Genomic DNA, 17,861 nt, shown 5'->3' with positions numbered 1-17,861 from the left:
GAGCACACAGCGGCTCCACGATCGAAGGAGTCCCCCATGAGCGTCGAGCACGGTTTCCACGCCACCCTGACCGCGCGGCCCGGAAAGGCCGACGAGGTGGTCGAGTTCCTGCTGAACGCGCCGTCCCTGGCGAACGAGGACTGCGTCGTCTTCCTGGTCAGCCGCTCGGCCAGTAACCAGGACATCGTGTACGTCACCGAGGGCTGGAGCAGCGAGGAGGCCCACGGCCGGTTCTTCAAGACCGAGGAGGCGCAGGAGCTGGTCGCGAAGCTCGGGACGCTGCTCGTCGGCGAGTCCGAGTACGTCGACGAGGTGCCGGTCGGCGGTAAGGCCGCCTTCTAAGACCACCCGGCATCAACACCTTAGGAAGGACCCCTCTCATGACGCTCGCTCGCCCCGACTTCGACCCCGAGCTGCAGGTCGCGCTCGCCCAACTGCCGTCCATGCCGCCGCTCAGCTCCGAGGTGCTCGCCCAGCTGCGCCAGTATCCGTCGCCGCCGGTCGAGACCTTTCTCGAAGGGCTGGCGGTGGACCGGCGCGAGGTCAGCGTGCCCGGCTCGGACGGCGTGCGGATCCCGCTGTCGATCTTCAGTCCCGCCGGGACCGATCAGACCACGGCGGCGCCGTGCGTCTACTGGATCCACGGCGGCGGCATGATCATGGGGGATCGGTTCTCGCAGATCGACATCCCGCTGGAGTGGCTCGCCGAGTTCGGCGCCGTCGTCATCTCCGTGGATTACCGGCTGGCGCCGGAGGTCAGCGGGACGACGTTGGTCGAGGACTGCTACCAGGGGCTGAGCTGGGTCGCCGAGCACGCCGGTGAGCTGGGCATCGACCCCGCCCGTATCGTCGTCGCCGGTACGAGCGCCGGCGGCGGCCTCGCGGCCGGGACCGTACTGATGGCACGTGACCTCGGGGGTCCGGCCGTCGCCGCTCAGGTGCTGATCTGTCCCATGCTCGACCACCGCAACGGCACTACCTCCAGCAGGCAGTACGCCGAGGGGCCCGGCACCTGGACCGGGGAGATGAACGCGTTCGGATGGCGGGCGGTCCTCGGCGACCTCGCCGGCCAGGACGTGTCCGGGTACGTCTCGCCCGCGGTGGCCGACGACCTGTCGGGTCTGCCGGTCACCTACATCGACGCCGGCACCGCCGAGGTGTTCCGTGACGAGGACGTCGAGTACGCCACCCGGATCTGGGCGGCCGGCGGCCAGGCCGAACTGCACATCTGGGCGGGCGGTTTCCACGGATTCGACGCGCTCTTCCCGCAGGTGCGGCTCTCGGCCGCGGCGCGCCGGACGCGCAGCGACTGGCTCGGCCGCGTCCTGGGCCGGGCTTCTCTCGCCCAGGCGCCGACACTCACCTCATAGACATGGCTTGATCGCGCCCGACCACGGGAGCTGCGGCGCCGCCGAGCCCTGCCCCGCGCCCTCCACCTGGGTGCGGGGCCGCTCCGCGTGTACCCCTGAGACTCCACCGGGCTGACGCGCACGGGGAGCGGTCCTCGGTTTGCGTGCTCCCTGCTCGGTCGTCAGGGCGGCCGGCTCTCTGCTTCGGTGGCGACGGGCGCGGGGAGCAGCTTGCCGAACGGTACGGCGCGCAGCGCCCGGAGGCGTTCGGCGGCGCGTGGGTGGCCGTGGTCGGCGGCGAGCCGGTAGTAGAACCTGGCGATGTCGCGCTTGGCGGGCCCCTCCTGCTCGTAAGCCTGGCCGTAGCTGAAGGACAGCTGCGCGGCGAACTCGGTCGGGCGCGGATGGTCAGCGAAGGTCCGCGCGTCGGGATGGCGTTGCTGGATCGCCGCGTGGATCCAGTAGCGGGCCTGCGCGGACTCGCCGGTCAGCACGTGGATGATCGCCAGGCGGTAGGCGGGCTCGGCATCGCCGTCGCCCGCCCGGCGGACCAGGCGCGCGACCGTTCTCGTGGTGCGCCGCTCGGCCTCGTCGGCGGGCGTCCGGAAGAGATCGTACGACCCGGTGGCGGGCGGCCGGGACCGCTCTGTCCTGGCGGCGCGCCAGTGGACCTGCCACTGCTCCACGGTGCCGAGGGGGCCCGTGGGCAGGCCGGTTCGCTCGGCGTGGCTACGGCAGACCATCACGAAGGAGGCGACCAGCTCCCAGTCGGGCAGGCGTTCCCGCTTGCCGTTGAGGATGTCGTTGAGCGTGCTCCCAGGCAGCTCCTTGGGGATGTCCGGCGCACGCGACAGTCGTTGCATCTGGGAATAGCTCGGCTGGCCGGCCGATTCTCGCAGCTCTATGAGCGCAGCTATGAAGGCGGAATGCGATCCTGCCCGGAGAGTATGAGTCATTGTCCTTGAGGGAGTCGGAGAACCAACTGGTGGCGCCATATTTTCAGAAATAGTCTCGCAATCCAGGGCACTTCCCAGATTCCATCTCATCCGGTCGCTTTGGTCACATGGGATGATCTTTAGCCCATCAGTCTCACGAGCCGCCGCGTACCTGATTCGAGGGGCTTGCTGGGCTTTTGTCCCCATTTGTGGATCTACCACCGGATGATTCCGGATAAATCCGGATGATGTCGGAAGATCGCGGAAGTTTACGACCCGGTGGTTCGAGTTCGGTCTTGTCCGGCTCCGTCCGAGCACGTTTGGATCGCTGGCCGGTCACCTCCACGCAGTCGCATGCTGGGCGCATTCGTCGCTGCTCCCTGGGAGGCCATAGCCCCATGCCGTTGTCATTCACGGCTCGCCCGTCAAGCATCGCGTACTGCGCCGACGCTCCCTGCCCGGCAGACGAGCACCTGCTGGTCACGCTCTTGACGACCTGGGTGCTCGCGACAGGACGCACGCCGCCCGCCGGGCGCCCTGACGAGCTGACTCCCGAAGAGCTCATCGACTTCTGGGCCGACGACCGCATCTGAGGAATGAGGACCGATGTTCACCACGCGCCAGTTGCTCACGCTCACCGTGACGATCATGATCGCCGCGATCACCTGCGCGCTCGTCCTGGCCACCGGCGCGGAATGGCCGGGCGCCCTGCTCGGCGGCGGCGGTGCGGGCGGGGCGACGCTGGCGACCCTGCCCAAACTGCTGAACAGGCGCGAGACATAGCCCGATCGATCTTCGCAAACGCCGGACACACTCAAATTCCCGGCGAAAAGCCCGAGGCTTGGCGCAAGGCCTGAGTTCCCTATTTACCGGGCAAAAGGTGACCCATTATCCGTTTTGATTCAGCCGCCGCCGATCATCTCTGGGAGGGAACAGGAATGAGGTCGAGCGATGCCGCCAGGTCTGAACACCGGAGACTCCGCCTGGGTACTCGTGAGCACCGCCATGGTGCTGCTCATGACGCCCGGGCTGGCCTTCTTCTATGGCGGCATGGTCCGCGCGCAGAACGTGCTGAGCATGCTCTTCATGAGCTTCGTCTCGATCTCGCTGGTGACGGTCGTGTGGTTCGCCTACGGCTACGGCCTGGTCTTCGGGCCGGACGTGGGGGGCGTGGGGCTGATCGGCTTCGGTGACCTGCGCTTCTCCGACATCACGCCCAGCATGCTGCACGGTCAGGTGCCCACCTACGCCTTCGCGCTCTTCCAGCTCACCTTCGCGATCATCACGGTGGCGCTGATCAGCGGCTCGGTCGCGGGCCGCACCCGGATCGCGCCGTGGATGGTGTTCTCCGTCATCTGGGTGACGCTGGTGTACTTCCCCATCGCGCACTGGGTGTTCGACCCGGCTGGGTGGATCAGCAAGTGGGGGGTGCTGGACTTCGCCGGCGGCCTGGTCGTAGAGCTGAACTCCGGCATGGCCGGCCTCGCCCTCGCCGTCGCGCTCGGCCCCAGCGTCAGGTTCCGCAGGAAGGAGCCGCCGCAGCCGAGCAACATCCCCTTCGTCATGATCGGCCTGGGTCTGCTCTGGTTCGGCTGGTTCGGCTTCAACGCGGGCTCGGCCATGACCGACGGCCGCGTCGCCGTCAACGCCTTCCTCAACACCATGATCGCCGGCGCCGTCGGCATGCTCACCTGGCTGATCATCGAATGGTTCCGGTACCGGCACTTCACCCGGCTCGGCTCCGCCACCGGCGCGCTCGCCGGACTGGTCGCCATCACCCCCTCCTGCGCCTACGTCAACGTTGAGGGCGCGCTCGTCATCGGCGTCGTCGCCGCCGTCGTGGTGTCGTTCGCCGTCACCTGGAAGCTCGTCCTCGGCTACGACGACACGCTCGACGTGGTCGGCGTGCACGGCGCGGGCGGCGTCGTCGGCACCGTCCTCATCGGCCTGTTCGCCACCGGCGTCACCGCCAGTACGACCAAGGGCCTGCTGTACGGGGGGTCGATCGCGCTGCTGGGCAAGCAGATCGTCGCGGTCCTGGTGGTGGCCGTCTACTCCTTCGTCGTCACGTACCTGATCGGCAAGGTCGTGGACCGGCTGCTCCGGATGCGAGAGACCGAGGAGGAGCAGCTCGCGGGCTCCGACGAGCAGTTCGGCTCGGAGGCATGATGGCCGAAGCCCCGCATCCGGCCCGCGCCCTGCTGTTCGTCGCGATCGGCGGCGGGTTCGGCGCGGTCGCCCGGCACCTGCTCACCCAGACGCTGCTGGGCGCCTCCCACCCGCTGCCCTGGCCGACGCTGATCGTCAACACCGTGGGCTGCCTGCTGATGGGACTGCTCACCGCCGAGCTGACCCGCCACCCGCTGCACCGCCGGCCCGTGAAGATGCTGCTCGGCACCGGCTTCCTGGGCGGCTTCACCACGTTCTCCCACCTCGTCGACGGGGTCCGCGAGCTGACCGTGGGCGGCGCGCCCGGCTGGGCCGCCGTCTACCTCGTGCTCAGCGTCCTCCTGGGCCTGCTGGCCGTCTGGGCCGGTATCAAGCTGGGGGGAGAGCGGCGATGATCCTCGCTCTCGTGGTGTTCGTCGGCGGCCTGATCGGCGCGCCGGCCCGCTACCTGATCGACTCCTTCGTCACCGGTCGGTACGGCTCGGCGCTGCCGTGGGGGACGTTGACCGTCAACGTCCTCGGCTCGGCGGTGCTCGGCCTCGTGATGGGGGCGTGGTCGCGCGGGGCGCTGCCGCCTACCGTGCTGTCGCTGGTCGGCACCGGCTTCTGCGGGGCGCTCACCACCTTCAGCACGTTCAGCACCGACACGTACAAGCTGCTCGTGGCCGGATCGACCGGCAAGGCGCTGACCAACATCGCCGTGAACCTCGTGCTGGGTCTCGCGGCCGTCAGCCTCTGTTTCCTGCTCGGCGCCGCAATTGCGGACTGATCGCCGCGAAATCCTCCTTAAGGGCTCTCCAGGTTTGGGGGGTATTTGCAATGGTTGTTCCGCTAAATGGCATGTGCGCTTGAGTGGATATTCGCTGGGGCATGTTGCGATGCATTGGGTCATCGGAGGAGCGGGCGGACATGCGCGTCAAAGCTTCCGATCTGCCGCTCGCGATTCTTCGTGGTGTCGGTCAGGTCGATTTTCAGGCCGATTACCGGACAGCGCTCTGCTTCGTCGTCGCGCTGTTCGTCGGCGGCTGGCAGTTCGGGGTTTTCGGCCTGCTCGGCGCCGCCGTGGCCACGCTCACCGCCGTGCTCCTCGGTGTGGCCACCGACCGGGTGACCGCCGGGCTCGAAGGATTCAACGGGACGCTGATCGGTGTCGCGCTGGTGCTGTACTTCGACGTCCGCTGGGTGACGGTACTGCTGGTGATCGTCGGCTCGATCATGGGCAGCGTGCTGACGTCGGCGCTCGCCGCGCTGCTCACCCCGCACCAGCTGCCGACGTTCACCGCGCCGTTCTGCGCGATCACCACCGTCATGCTGATCGGCGGCCCGGCGTTCGAGCGGGTCTGGCGCGGGCGCAGCCTGGCGGCGCCGCCGTCGGCCGCCTACCCCGGCCGGGAGGTCACGTTCACCGACCTCTGGCAGGGCCTGTTCAACGGCATCGGCCAGGTGTTCTTCCAGAGCAAGTGGTACGTCGGCCTGATCTTCCTGATCGGACTGCTGTTCGGCGGATGGCTCGTGGGGGTGGCCGCGCTCGTCTCCAGCGCCGTCGGCATCGTGGTGGCACTGCTGCTGGGCGCGCCCGCCGCCGACGTCGGCGCGGGGCTGTACGGCTACAACGCGGTGCTGACCGGCATCGCCCTGTGTGGCACGTTCCTCGCCCTGACCCCGCTGGGCATCCTGTACGCGCTCGCCGGCGTGGTGTCGGCGACCGTGCTGACGGCGTTCGTCGGCGACCTGTTCGAGCCCGTCGGCGGCCACACGCTGACCTGGCCCTTCGTCATAGTCACCTGGATCTTCCTGGCGGCGGTGCCGGCGTTCTCCGGCCTGCGGCGCAGTACTACCTAAGGAGAGCTGATGAACCTCGCCCCTCGTGAGATCGACAAGCTGATGATCTACGTGGTCGCCGACCTGGCGACCAAGCGGCGGGACCGCGGTCTCAAGCTGAACTACAGCGAGGCGGTGGCCCTGATCAGCGCCGCCGTCCTGGAGGCGGCCCGTGACGGCAGGACCGTCGCCGAGTGCATGGAGCTCGGCAAGCAGGTCCTCGGCGCCGACGACGTCATGCCGGGCGTGCGCGAAATGCTCAAGTTGATGCAGGTCGAGGCGTCGTTCAAGGACGGTTCCAAGCTCGTTTCCTGCCACGACCCCATCGGCGGCTGACACCGCCGCCAGACGAGAAAGGACCGGTTCGTCATGACGGACACGGACAGGGTCGTCTACGCCGACGGCCCCATCGAGATCAACGCCGGCCGGCCCACGGTCACCCTGACCGTGCGCAACACCGGGGACCGCGCCGTCCAGGTCGGGTCGCACTTCCACTTCTTCGAGGCGAATCGGGCACTCAGCTTCGACCGCGCGAAGGCGTACGGCAGGCACCTGGACATCCCGGCGGGCACCGCCGTCCGCATCGAGCCGGGCGACACCCACCGGGTCAACCTGGTCGAGTACGGCGGCGGCATGCGCATCGTCGGCTTCGCCGGCCTGCTCGACGGCGGCATCAGAACCCGGGACGCCCGGGCACGGGCGCTGCGGCGGCTGGCCGAGCTCGGCTACGCCGATGCGCCCGAGCCCTCGGCGACCGACCAGCAGGGTGCCGAAGGGAAGGCGGCGAAGAAGCCGGCCGACGGCAAGAAGTCTCCCAGCAAGAAGAAGGGCTGACACCGATGGCCACGATGAGCCGCAAGCAGTACGGGAGCATGTTCGGTCCCACGGTGGGTGACCGGGTCCGCCTGGCCGACACCAACCTGGTGATCGAGATCGAGAAGGACTACACGGCCGGCCACTACGGGGACGAGGCCGTCTACGGCGGCGGCAAGACCGTCCGCGACGGCATGTCGGCCGACCCGGGCTCGCAGAACGCCACGATCGCGCTCGACCTGGTGATCACCAACGCGGTCGTGCTCGACCCGATGCTCGGCGTGATCAAGGGCGACATCGGCATCAAGGACGGCAAGATCGTCGGCATCGGCAAGTCCGGCAACCCGCACACCCAGAACGGCGTGGACCGCCGGCTGATCATCGGTGCGGGCACCGAGGTGCTGGCGGGCGAGAACATGATCGCCACGCCGGGCGGGATCGACCCGCACGTCCACTTCGTCTCGCCGCAGCAGGCCGAGGCCGCGCTCACCAACGGCATCACCACGCTCATCGGCGGCGGCACCGGCCCCACCGACGGCACCCGCGGCACGACCTGCACGCCGGGCTTGTGGAACATCGGCCGGATGCTGCAGGCCGTAGAGGCGCTGCCGGTGAACATCGGCGTCATGGCCAAGGGCAACTCCAGCCGGCCCGGCACGCTGATCGAGCAGATCGAGGCCGGGGCGTGCGTGCTGAAGGTGCATGAGGACTGGGGCTCGACCCCGGCCGTGATCGACTGCGCGCTGCGGGTGGCCGACACCTACGACGTCCAGGTGGCGCTGCACTCCGACAGCCTCAACGAGGCCGGTTACCTGGAGGACACGATCAGTGCCATCGACGGCCGGGCCATCCACACCTTCCACACCGAGGGCGCGGGCGGCGGGCACGCGCCCGACCTGATCCGCATCGCCGGCGAGCCGAACGCGCTGCCGTCCTCGACGAACCCGACGCTGCCGTACACGATCAACTCGGTCGACGAGCTGCTCGACATGGTGATGGTCTGTCACCACCTCAGCCACGACATTCCCGAGGACGTGTCGTTCGCCGACAGCCGGGTGCGGGCGGAGACCATCGCCGCCGAGACGGTTCTGCAGGACATGGGCGTGATCAGCATGTTCTCCTCCGACTCCCAGGCGATGGGCCGGGTCGGGGAGACCTTCACCCGGGCCTTCCAGACGGCGCATCACTGCAAGGACCAGCGCGGCAGGCTGCCCGAGGACTCCGAGCGCAACGACAACGCCCGGGTGCTGCGCTATCTGGCCAAGCTGACCATCAACCCGGCCAGGACCACCGGCATCGCCGAGACGGTCGGCTCGCTGGAGGACGGCAAGCTGGCCGACATCGTGCTCTGGCCGTTCACCTCGTTCGCCGCCAAACCGGCGCTCGTGGTCAAGGGCGGGTTGATCAACTGGGCGCAGATGGGTGACCCGAACGCCTCGCTGCCCACCCCGCAGCCCGTCTACTACCGGCCGATGTTCGGGGCGATGGGGATGGCGCAGCGGAAGAGCAACGTGACGTTCCTGCCGGACGTCGCCATCGCCGCCGGGGTGCCGGAACGGCTCGGCCTGCAACGGCTGATCGCCAGGGTCCGCCACACCCGTACGGTCGACAAACGGCACATGGTTCGCAACTCGGCGCTGCCCAAGATCACCGTGGATCCGGAGACGTACAAGGTCACCGTGGACGGCGAGCACGCCACCATCGCGCCGGCGCAGGAACTGCCGCTGAACCACCTGTTCTTCCTGGCATGACCCTGCTCGCCCAGCTCCAGCTGACCGACTCGGCCTTCCCGGGCGGCCTCTACACGCTCTCCCACGGGCTGGAGGCGTACACACAGGCCGGGCCGGTGGACGTCGGTGAGCTGCTGGAGGACGTGCTGCTGCACGCCGCCGGGCCAGGCGACGCCACCGCCCTGGTGCTCACCCACCGGGCGGTGACGGCCGGGGACTGGGACGCGGTGGTGGCGGCGGACCGGCGGCTGCACGCGATCAAACTCAGCCGGGAGATCCGCGCCGCCGCCACCAGGACCGGCAACCAGGTCCTGCGGACCGCCACCCTGGTCTTCGCCACCCCGGAGCTGGCCCGGCTCACCGAGCTGGTCGAGGCCGGGACCGCGCCGGGCAACCACGCCGTCGTCCTGGGCACCGCCTACGCCGGCCTGGGCGTGCCGGCGCACGACGCGGTGACCGGCGACCTGTACGCGTTCGCCGCGAGCTGGGTCAGCGCCGCCGTCCGGCTCGGCAGGCTCGACTTCCGGCAGGCCCAGGCGACGTTGTACGGCGCGGCGGGCGCGATCGGGCGGGCCGCCGCGCACGCGCTGGCCGCCCGCGGCCCCCTCGACCTGCACGCCGCCACCCCGGTCGCGGACATCATGAGCGCCGTCCACGAGCGGGCGGAGGCCCGCCTCTTCACCACCTGAAAGGCAGCACGCCATGCACCACCACCCGCATGAGCACAGGGACCAGCCGATGGGCCACCACGCGCACCACGACATGGACGGCGTTCTCCGGGTCGGCATCGGCGGGCCCGTCGGCTCCGGCAAGACGGCCCTGATCGAGGCGCTGGTCCCCATCCTGATCGAGCGGGGGCACAGCGTGGGCGTCATCACCAACGACATCTACACCGTGGAGGACGCCGACCACATCAAGCGCACCCTCGACGGCGTGCTGGACCCGGCGCGCGTCGTGGGCGTGGAGACCGGCTCCTGCCCGCACACCGCCGTCCGCGACGACCCGACGATGAACCTGGCCGCCGGGGCCGAGATGGTGAAGCGCTTCGGCGACATCGACACGCTGCTGTACGAGAGCGGCGGCGACAACCTCACGCTCACCTTCAGTCCCGTTCTGGCTGACGTGTACGTGTTCGTCCTGGACACCGGCGAGGGCGACAAGATGCCGCGCAAACGCGGGCCGGGCATCACGAACTCCGACCTGCTCGTCATCAACAAGATCGACATCGCCCCGTACGTCCGCGCCGACCTGGAGGTGATGGCACGCGACGCCGACCGCGTCCGCGACGGGGGCCCGGTCATCCTCACCGACTCGCTCAAGGGCACCGGCGTGGCGGAGGTCGCCGACTTCATCGCCAGCCGCAGGCCGGCATGCTCGCCGAGCGCGTAGACCGGCTGGCCGCCGGGCACTACACGATCACCTCGATCCCGGAGGACGTGGCGAGGTACGCCGAGGTGCCGGACACGCTGCCGGTCGGCAGTCCGGGCAAGGTCGGCGTGCTCGACCTGGCCTTCGAGCGGCGTAGTGGCCGGACCGAGCTGACCGGCCACTATCAGAAGGCGCCGCTGCAGATCATGCGGCCGCTCTACTACGACCCGGCCCGGCCGGACCTGCCGTATGTGATCGTCATGTCCTCGGGCGGCGGGATGCTGCAGGGGGACCGCTACCGGCTCGACCTCGCCTGCGGCGCGGACGCGTCGGTGCACCTGACGACGCAGGCCGCCACGAAGATCTACCGGATGGAGCAGGACTACGCCAGCCAGCTCGTCACCATCACGGCGGGGCCGGGCGGCTACGTCGAGTATCTGCCGGATCCGGTGATCCCGTTCGCCGAGTCCCGCTTCTACCAGCGCACCCGGGTGACCTGCGACCCCACCGCCACCGTGATCCTCGGCGAGACCCTGCTGGCCGGGCGGCTGGCCCACGGCGAACGGCACGCCTACACCGCCTACTGCAACGACCTGGAGGTGTGCGGTCCGGGCGGCGAGCTGCTGTTCGCCGACCCGATCAGGCTCGTCCCCGGGCGGGCACCGGTCGCCGGGCCGGCCATGTTCGGCGCGCACGGCGTGCTGTCCACCCTGTACGTGGTCACGTCGGCGGTGGACGCCGCCGAGCTGGCCGACGCGCTGCACGAGGCGGCGGCGGGCAGCGGGCTCGTGGGCGGGGCGAGCACGCTGCCGAACCGGGCGGGCGCCTGGGCCAGGCTGCTGGGACCGGAATCCCCGCACGTCAACGCGACCCTGGAACGGCTGTGGGACATCGCCAGGCGGGCGATCACCGGCACCCCGGCTCCCGACCGGCGCAAGCCCTGAGGAAACTCGCCCGGTGGGCCGGGCCGGCATGGGAGCTGCTGCGGCCTGAGGGCAGGCCGGACGTCACGGCCGGGTCGGTGGCCGGCGTGTCGATCGTGCTGCCCCTGCTCGTCGGGGCCGCGCTGGACCGGACCGAGCTGGGCGCGGCCATGACGCTGGCCACCGCGCTCATGCTCGTCCCGGCCCCGTTCCCGCTGCCCCAGCTCATGCTCGTGCGCGCGGTGACGGTCACCGCGGCGGGCGTGTTCGCCGCGCTCGTGGCCGGGCAGCCCTGGCTGCTGGCGGTCGGCGTGACGGCGGCGGCCGTCGCCGGGGTCGCCTGGCCGATCATGGGCATCACGGGGGCGCTCGCCGCCCTGTTCATCGCGATCATGGAGGATCCGGGCACCGGCGTGCCCGGCCTGGCTCAGCTCGCCGGGGCGGTGTGGGGTGCGCTGGTCGTCCTGGCCCTGGGCCGGCTGTCGGCCACGGTCCCGCCGCGCGCGCTGAGCCGTACCATCCGCGCCCGGCACGCCGCACGGCTCGGCGTGCTGGTGGGCGCGTCCATGTCGGTCACGGTCATGCTCGGGCTGCGGGTCGCCGAGGGGCATTGGCTGGTCACCGCGATCCTCAGCACGCTGCAGCCCACCCCGGACGCCACCGGCACCCGCTACGCCAAACGGATGCTGGGCGGCCTGGTCGGTGGCGTGCTGACCGCGCTCATCCTGCTCGGCCGCCCGTCCGCGCCGGTGACCGCCCTGTTCGTCGGCGTCGCCGGCGTGCTGGCGCACACCTACCGTGGCGCGAACTACACGTACTGGGCGATCTGGACTCCGATGATGTTCCTGCTGCTCGCCGACTTCAGCCATCCGGAGCCGTGGACCGTGTCCCTCGCCAGGATGGCCATGAACCTCGCCGGCGGGCTGGTCGCGCTGCTGGCCGCCCGCTGGCTGTGGCCCGACCCGGGAACCTCCCGGTAGCCGGGCCGTCCAGGGTCGGTCGACCGGTTCTGTTCGAGACAGCGGTTCTGTTCGAGACAGCGGTTTCGTACGAGCGGCGGTTTCGTACGGGCAGCGGTTTCGTACGGGACAGAGGAGACGCACGCTGGTATGACAGCATTCCTGGACCGGTGGAAGGAGCGGCGCTCATGACCTTGCCACGGACGGTCGGCGTCTTCGGCGGCGGGCGGATGGGGGCGGGGATCGCGCACGCGTTCCTCGCTTCGGGCAGCCACGTGATCGTCGTGGAGAACGGCCCGGAGGCGGTCGTCCAGGCCCGGGACCGGGTGGCCACGAGCTTGGCCAAGGCCCGGCGGGCTGAAAGCCTGGCCAAGGCCCAGGAGGCTGAGAGCCTGGCGCAAGCCCGGGAGGCTGAGAGCTTGGGCAAGGCACGGGAGGCTGAGGGCTTGGCCGAGGCTCGGGGGGTGGCCGAGGGCGTCCTTGAGCGGCTGCGGGTCACGGCCGATCCCGGCGACCTGGCGCCGTGCGAGCTTGTCATCGAGGCGGTGCCGGAGGACGCGGTGCTCAAGGCCCAGGTGCTGGCCCTGGCCGAGAGGCTGGCGCCGGACGCGGTGCTCGCCTCCAACACCAGCAGCCTGTCCATCGGCGGTCTCGCCGCCGCTCTGGCCTCGCCGGACCGCTTCCTCGGGCTGCACTTCTTCAACCCCGTCCCGGTGAGCGAGCTCATCGAGATCGTCACCGGGCCCCGTACCGACCCCGCGCTCGTGACGCGAGCCCGGGACTGGGCGGTGGCGCTCGGCAAGACGCCGATCACCGTCGCGGACTCGCCCGGGTTCGCGAGCAGCCGCCTCGGCGTCTGCCTGGCGCTGGAAGCGATGCGCATGCTCGAAGAGGGCGTCGCCGGCGCGGCCGACATCGACACGGCGATGACCCTCGGCTACCGCCACCCGATGGGACCGCTGCGGACCACCGACGTGGTCGGCCTCGACGTGCGGCTCGCCATCGCCGAGCACCTGTCACGCGAGCTCGGCACCCGATTCGCCCCGCCACAGATCCTGCGCGACCTCGTCGCGGCCGGTCACCTCGGCCGCAAGACGGGCCAGGGCTTCTACACGTGGTGAGCACGGGCCAGGGTGGTGTCAGGCCGGCGTGATGTGGGTCCAGTTCGGGTTGACGCGTCCGTCCTTCAGGTTGGTGAAGATTCCTTGGTCGTCGATTGTGGCCGTGGAGATTCCGCCGTCGTTCGCGCGGTAGAAGAGCAGGTTCCTGTTGGTGGGCACGATGCTGGTCCAGTTCGGGCTGACGCGTCCGTCCTTCAGGTTGGTGAAGGTGCCCCGGTCGTCGATTTTGGCTGTCGAGATGCCGCCGTCGCTCGCGCGGTAGAAGAGCAGGTTCCCGTTCGTGGGGATGATGTGCGTCCAGCCCGCGTTGACCCGCCCGTCCTTCAGGTTGGTGAAGGTGCCCTGGTCGTCGATCCTGGCCGTGGAGATCCCGCCATCCCCTTCACGGTAGAAAAGAAGAGTCCCATCCGTGGGCACGATGTGCGTCCAGCCCGCGTTGACGCGTCCGTCCTTCAGGTTGGTGAAGGTGCCTTGGTCGTCGATTTTCGCTGTGGAGATTCCGCCGTCGCTCGCGCGGTAGAAGAGCAGGTTCTTGTTGGTGGGGATGATGCGGGTCCAGTTCGGGTTGACGCGTCCGTCCTTCAGGTTGGTGAAGGTGCCCTGGTCATCGACTCTGGCCGTGGAGATCCCGCCGTCGCTCGCGCGGTAGAAGAGCAGGCTCCCATTCGTGGGCACGATGCGGGTCCAGCCCGCGTTGACCCGCCCGTCCTTCAGATTGGTGAAGGTGCCCTGGTCATCGATCCTGGCCGTGGATATCCCGCCGTCGCCTTCACGGTAAAAGAGCAGCTCATCGGACATGGACGTCCCCCTCTGGTGATTTCGCTCTCGCGCTGTTCGACACGACGTGACGTGTCCATGGGCGGTGATCATCGAACCTGCTCCCGTGGAACCTTTGCCGATGCGCATGAAGTGATCTACACGCCGACGGACGCCATCCGGCACGTGGGCATCGACCCGGCTTGAGCTGGGGAGGAGTCCACGTGCCCGGTGGTGAACCGCGGCCATCGGTGTGTGTCCAAGGACCTTTTCGCTTCGCCCGTGGGCGCCGATCCTCGTTGAGAACCACAGAAGAATGGAGGACGGACATGACCACGAAGACCGACGAGTTCGCCGATCGCCTGCTCCAGGCGGCGCTCGGCACCATCGAGATTCTCGCCATCCATCTCGGTGATCGGCTCGGCTGGTACCGTGCGCTGGCCGAGCAGGGCCCGGCCGGACCCGCCGAGCTGGCCGTACGAGCCGGTGGCGCCGAGCGGTACGCCCGGGAGTGGCTGGAGCAGCAGGCCGCGGCCGGGATCCTGGAGGTCGCTCCGGACGGCCGGTTCGCGCTGCCGCCGGGCGTGGCCGAGGTGCTGACCGACCGGTCCAGCCTGGCCTACCTCGCGCCGCTGGCCCGCATGCTCGCCGCGGCTGCCACGCAGCTGCCCGCCCTGGAGAACGCCTACCGCACCGGCGGCGGGGTCGGCTGGGCGGCGTTCGGGACGGACATGCGTGAGTCGCAGGCCGACATGAACCGGCCCTGGTTCGAGCACGCGCTGCCGGACGCCCTGGCCGGGGTCCCGGACCTGGACGCGCTGCTGCGCCGTCCCGGCGCCCGCATCGCCGACGTCGGCTGCGGCGGTGGCTGGTCGGCCATCGCGCTGGCCAGGGCGTACCCGGAGGCGACGGTCGAAGGGGTGGACATCGACGCGCCCTCAGTCGAGCTGGCCCGCCGCAACGCGGCCGGCCTCGGGGACCGGGTCACCTTCCGGCGCGGCGACGCGGCCGGGCTCGGCGAAGGCCGGTACGACGCGGTGTTCGCCTTCGAGTGCGTGCACGACATGCCACGCCCGGTGGACACCCTCGCCGCCGCCCGCCGCGCGCTCGTGCCCGGCGGCACCGTCGTCGTCATGGACGAGGCCGTCGGTGACGCGTTCACCCCGGACGCGGACGAGCTGGAGCGGCTGATGTACGGGTTCAGCCTGCTCATCTGCCTGCCGGACGGGATGAGCGAGCAGCCGTCGGCCGCCACCGGCACCGTCATGCGCCCCGGCACCCTGCGGCGGTACGCCGAGGAGGCCGGATTCACCGGCGTCGACGTCCTGCCGATCAGCGACTTCGGCTTCTGGCGCTTCTACCGGCTCCAGCCATGACCGGGTCGAGCGGGTTCCTCAGGGGGTGAGGGACACCACCGTGCCGGTCAGGCGGGCGCGTTCGGCGGCCCACACCACGCGGTGCGTCATCAGGCTCTCGGCCGCCTCCGAGCGCAGCAGGGCCGGATCGCCCGAGGCCACGGCGGCGAGGAAGGCGTCCACCAGCCCTTCGTCGCCGCCCCCGTGCCCGTCGGCCGCCGACGGGCCCGTCGCCCCCTCCGTGGCGATGATCTCCTCCGCGCCGGTGCGGAAGTCCACCACCCGCAGCTCGTGCCCGTCGCCGTCGAGGTAGCCGTGGGTGCCGAACAGGCGGGTGCGCCGGTGCTCCATCGGCGTGAAGGCGCTCATGGTGAACGAGCACGTCGCCCCGTCGTCGAACTCCATCACGACCTCCTGGTGGTCGACGACGTCGTTGTCGCAGGCGTACACGCACCTCCCGTACGGCCCGGTCCGCAGCGCCCGCAGCACCTCCTCCTCGGTCCGGCCCTGGGTGACGGCCGACAGCGGCCAGAACTCGCTGTCCTCGTCGCCGAGACAGCCCAGGTAGAGCCGCGGCGCCGAGTACGGGCAGGACGGCTCCAGCGGGCAGTCGACGCATCGGTCGGCCGCCGTCGCGGGCCGTTCCTCCGGGCGGAAGTGCGACAGCGAGCCGAACGACGACACGCGGGCGGGCGGGCGGCCGAACAGGTGCACGAGCCAGTCCACGTCGTGGCAGGCCTTGGCCAGCAGCATCGGCGCCGAGGTGTCCTGGCGCCGCCAGTGCCCGCGGACGAACGAGTGCGCCTGATGCCACCACCCCACCGGCTCCAGGTGCTGGACGCTGACCAGCCGCCCGATCCGGCCTTCGTCCAGCAGCTCTTTGATCATCCGGGTGTAGGGCGTGTAGCGCAGCACGTGGCAGACCGCCAGCATGATGCCGTTGCGGCTGGCCGCGTCGGCGATCAGGACCGCTTCCCGCTCCTCGGTGGCCATCGGCTTCTCCAGGAGGATGTGGTAACCGAGGTCCGCCAGGGTGATCGCCGGATCGGTGTGCAGCCGGTCGTGGGTGGCGATGACCGCCGCGTCCGCCACCCGCCCGGCCGCCGCCAGCTCCTTCCAGCCCGGGTGCGCCTGGTCCGGCGCGATCCCGAACTCGGCCGCGAACGCCGCCCGGCGCGCCGGATCGGGCTCGGCCACCGCCACCACCCGCCCCGCGCCCGTGGCGTGCGCGCGGCGGGCGTAGGTCAGTCCTCGCAGGCCGCCGCCGACGACGGCTAGAGTCACCTCAGTCATGAAACCTTCCCCGACGAATTATCCTGGAGAGTGTCATTATTCGGTCTTGGGAAGCTGACGGCAAGGGGGCCCGATGGGCGGGGAACTGAGCGGCGGTGACCTGTCGCGGCTGCGGCAGCTCAACGCGCTGGCCGTGATCAAGGCCCTGCAGGGCGGGCCGTCGCTCACACTCACCGAGGTGGCCAAGCGCACGGGACTGTCGCGGGCCTCCACCGAGGACGTGGTCCGCGAGCTGCTGCAGAAGGGCTGGGTCGCGGAGGCCGGGGCCACGGCGGGCGGGGTGGGCCGCCCGGCCAGGCGCTATCGCTTCAGGGCCGACGCGGGCCGGCTGCTCGGCATCGACATCGGCGGCCACAAGATCCGCACGGTGGTGGCCGACCTCGACGGCGAGGTGCAGCACAGCGCCTGTGTGGCCGTCACGCCCGCGATGGGCCGGCTCGAACGCCTGGACGCGGTGGACCGCGCGGTCGCCGAGTGCCTGGCGGGCGCCGGGCTGACCGGCGGCGACATCTGGGCCTCGGGCGTCGGCACGACCGGCCTGGTGGACGGCGCCGGCCGGGTGATGCTGTCGGAGGCGCTGCCCGAGTGGACCGGCGTGGACCTGGCCGCGCACGTGCGCCGGTTGGCCCCGGCCCCGGTGCTGGTCGAGAACGACAGCAAGCTCGCCGCCCTGGCCGAGTGCTGGCGCGGCGTGGCCCGCTACGCCAAGGACATGGTGTTCCTGCTGGCGGGGCTGCGCACCGGCGCGGGCCTGGTCATCGACGGGAAGCTGCACCGGGGCTTCGGCAACGCCTCCGGCGAGATCGGCGCGCTGCCCGCCCTCGGCTGGATCCGCGCCCAGGAGCACCTGAGCGCCGCCAACGGTGAGGCGGGCGACGTGTTCGCCGCGGCCAGGGCCGGCGACCGGGCGGCGGTCGCGGCGGTGCGCCGCTACGTCAAGGATCTGGCGCTCGGCGCGTCCGCGCTGGTCCTGGCGCTGGACCCGCAGATGGTGGTGGTCGGCGGCGGCTTCTCGCGCTCGGCCGACGTGCTCATCGAGCCGCTCAAACGGGAGCTCGACCGCTGGTGCATCCGGACCCCCGAGGTGCGGATGTCCGCGCTCGGCGACGAGGCCGTGGTGCTCGGCGCCGTACGGCTCGCGCTCGACGACGTCGAGGAGCGCGTGCTCGACGGCCGGGCCCCGCTCGTAAGCCATCTGTGACATAGGCACTCTTGCCAATAATTTCCATGGACTCCATGATTACTCCCACGTTCTAGGAGAGGACTGGG

At 70.4% G+C, this 17,861-nt stretch carries 21 protein-coding genes; 18 read left to right on the top strand and 3 right to left on the bottom strand.

What is annotated here, in order from left to right:
- Positions 1-36 precede the first annotated feature (36 nt).
- Positions 37-342 (top strand): putative quinol monooxygenase, encoded by a 306-nt coding sequence (locus OHA68_RS02295; RefSeq protein WP_327106142.1) that lies wholly within the window; start codon positions 37-39, stop codon positions 340-342.
- A gap of 38 nt (positions 343-380) precedes the next feature.
- Positions 381-1,370 (top strand): alpha/beta hydrolase, encoded by a 990-nt coding sequence (locus tag OHA68_RS02290; RefSeq protein WP_327106141.1) that lies wholly within the window; start codon positions 381-383, stop codon positions 1,368-1,370.
- A 161-nt stretch (positions 1,371-1,531) separates the two neighbouring features.
- Here the strand turns inward: OHA68_RS02290 and OHA68_RS02285 are convergent, their stop codons facing one another.
- Entirely contained in the window at positions 1,532-2,212 is a 681-nt protein-coding gene (locus tag OHA68_RS02285) for an SEL1-like repeat protein (RefSeq protein ID WP_327106140.1), read from the bottom strand.
- A 470-nt stretch (positions 2,213-2,682) separates the two neighbouring features.
- On the opposite strand from OHA68_RS02285, the gene OHA68_RS02280 reads away from it, so the two are divergent.
- The 14 genes from OHA68_RS02280 (at position 2,683) to OHA68_RS02215 (ending at position 13,188) form a co-directional block, all read left to right on the top strand.
- Positions 2,683-2,877, top strand: a complete 195-nt coding sequence (locus OHA68_RS02280; RefSeq protein ID WP_327106139.1) for a hypothetical protein — start codon at positions 2,683-2,685, stop codon at positions 2,875-2,877.
- A 13-nt stretch (positions 2,878-2,890) separates the two neighbouring features.
- Positions 2,891-3,067 carry a hypothetical protein gene (locus OHA68_RS02275; RefSeq protein WP_327106138.1) on the top strand — a complete coding sequence of 59 codons (177 nt, stop codon included), beginning with the start codon at positions 2,891-2,893 and terminating at the stop codon, positions 3,065-3,067.
- Between the two features lie 168 nt (positions 3,068-3,235).
- Positions 3,236-4,453, top strand: coding sequence for an ammonium transporter (locus OHA68_RS02270; RefSeq protein ID WP_327106137.1), 1,218 nt, complete (start codon positions 3,236-3,238; stop codon positions 4,451-4,453).
- On the top strand, positions 4,450-4,848 hold the full coding sequence (locus OHA68_RS02265; protein ID WP_327106136.1) for a fluoride efflux transporter FluC: 399 nt from the start codon (positions 4,450-4,452) through the stop codon (positions 4,846-4,848). The genes OHA68_RS02270 and OHA68_RS02265 overlap by 4 nt, the downstream gene beginning before the upstream one ends.
- Complete coding sequence (gene crcB, locus OHA68_RS02260) at positions 4,845-5,222, top strand: fluoride efflux transporter CrcB (RefSeq protein ID WP_327106135.1); 378 nt, start codon at positions 4,845-4,847, stop codon at positions 5,220-5,222. Before OHA68_RS02265 ends, crcB begins: the two co-directional genes overlap by 4 nt.
- Before the next feature lie 140 nt (positions 5,223-5,362).
- Complete coding sequence (locus OHA68_RS02255) at positions 5,363-6,295, top strand: urea transporter (RefSeq protein ID WP_327106134.1); 933 nt, start codon at positions 5,363-5,365, stop codon at positions 6,293-6,295.
- Positions 6,296-6,304: 9 nt separating this feature from the next.
- Entirely contained in the window at positions 6,305-6,610 is a 306-nt protein-coding gene (locus tag OHA68_RS02250; protein WP_189136849.1) for an urease subunit gamma, read from the top strand.
- 33 nt (positions 6,611-6,643) lie between these two features.
- Positions 6,644-7,108 carry an urease subunit beta gene (locus tag OHA68_RS02245; protein ID WP_327106133.1) on the top strand — a complete coding sequence of 155 codons (465 nt, stop codon included), beginning with the start codon at positions 6,644-6,646 and terminating at the stop codon, positions 7,106-7,108.
- A gap of 5 nt (positions 7,109-7,113) precedes the next feature.
- Positions 7,114-8,838 (top strand): urease subunit alpha, encoded by a 1,725-nt coding sequence (ureC, locus tag OHA68_RS02240; protein WP_327106132.1) that lies wholly within the window; start codon positions 7,114-7,116, stop codon positions 8,836-8,838.
- A complete protein-coding gene (locus OHA68_RS02235) occupies positions 8,835-9,506 on the top strand; it encodes an urease accessory protein UreF (RefSeq protein WP_327106131.1) in 672 nt (223 codons plus the stop codon). The genes ureC and OHA68_RS02235 overlap by 4 nt, the downstream gene beginning before the upstream one ends.
- Before the next feature lie 13 nt (positions 9,507-9,519).
- Positions 9,520-10,206 (top strand): urease accessory protein UreG, encoded by a 687-nt coding sequence (gene ureG, locus OHA68_RS02230; RefSeq protein WP_327106130.1) that lies wholly within the window; start codon positions 9,520-9,522, stop codon positions 10,204-10,206.
- A complete protein-coding gene (locus tag OHA68_RS02225; RefSeq protein ID WP_327106129.1) occupies positions 10,188-11,129 on the top strand; it encodes an urease accessory protein UreD in 942 nt (313 codons plus the stop codon). Before ureG ends, OHA68_RS02225 begins: the two co-directional genes overlap by 19 nt.
- Positions 11,069-12,088 carry an FUSC family protein gene (locus OHA68_RS02220; protein WP_327106128.1) on the top strand — a complete coding sequence of 340 codons (1,020 nt, stop codon included), beginning with the start codon at positions 11,069-11,071 and terminating at the stop codon, positions 12,086-12,088. The genes OHA68_RS02225 and OHA68_RS02220 overlap by 61 nt, the downstream gene beginning before the upstream one ends.
- 167 nt (positions 12,089-12,255) lie before the next feature.
- Positions 12,256-13,188: a 3-hydroxyacyl-CoA dehydrogenase family protein gene (locus tag OHA68_RS02215; protein WP_327106127.1), complete on the top strand. Its 933-nt coding sequence runs from the start codon at positions 12,256-12,258 to the stop codon at positions 13,186-13,188.
- An 18-nt stretch (positions 13,189-13,206) separates the two neighbouring features.
- On the opposite strand, the gene OHA68_RS02210 is transcribed toward OHA68_RS02215, so the two are convergent.
- Complete coding sequence (locus OHA68_RS02210) at positions 13,207-14,094, bottom strand: hypothetical protein (protein WP_327106126.1); 888 nt, start codon at positions 14,092-14,094, stop codon at positions 13,207-13,209.
- 179 nt (positions 14,095-14,273) lie between these two features.
- On the opposite strand from OHA68_RS02210, the gene OHA68_RS02205 reads away from it, so the two are divergent.
- The gene (locus OHA68_RS02205) at positions 14,274-15,320 is read left to right on the top strand and encodes a class I SAM-dependent methyltransferase (RefSeq protein ID WP_327106125.1); all 1,047 of its coding nucleotides are present in this window, start codon (positions 14,274-14,276) and stop codon (positions 15,318-15,320) included.
- 18 nt (positions 15,321-15,338) lie between these two features.
- On the opposite strand, the gene OHA68_RS02200 is transcribed toward OHA68_RS02205, so the two are convergent.
- Entirely contained in the window at positions 15,339-16,592 is a 1,254-nt protein-coding gene (locus tag OHA68_RS02200) for a Gfo/Idh/MocA family protein (RefSeq protein ID WP_327106124.1), read from the bottom strand.
- Between the two features lie 73 nt (positions 16,593-16,665).
- Between OHA68_RS02200 and OHA68_RS02195 the strand changes: the two genes are divergently transcribed.
- Positions 16,666-17,793 (top strand): ROK family transcriptional regulator, encoded by a 1,128-nt coding sequence (locus OHA68_RS02195; protein WP_327106123.1) that lies wholly within the window; start codon positions 16,666-16,668, stop codon positions 17,791-17,793.
- The last annotated feature ends 68 nt before the right edge of the window (positions 17,794-17,861 follow it).

This window comes from Nonomuraea glycinis, from assembly GCF_035920485.1.
GTDB classification, from domain to species: domain Bacteria; phylum Actinomycetota; class Actinomycetes; order Streptosporangiales; family Streptosporangiaceae; genus Nonomuraea; species Nonomuraea glycinis.
This window is presented reverse-complemented; position numbering and strand designations above follow the sequence as displayed.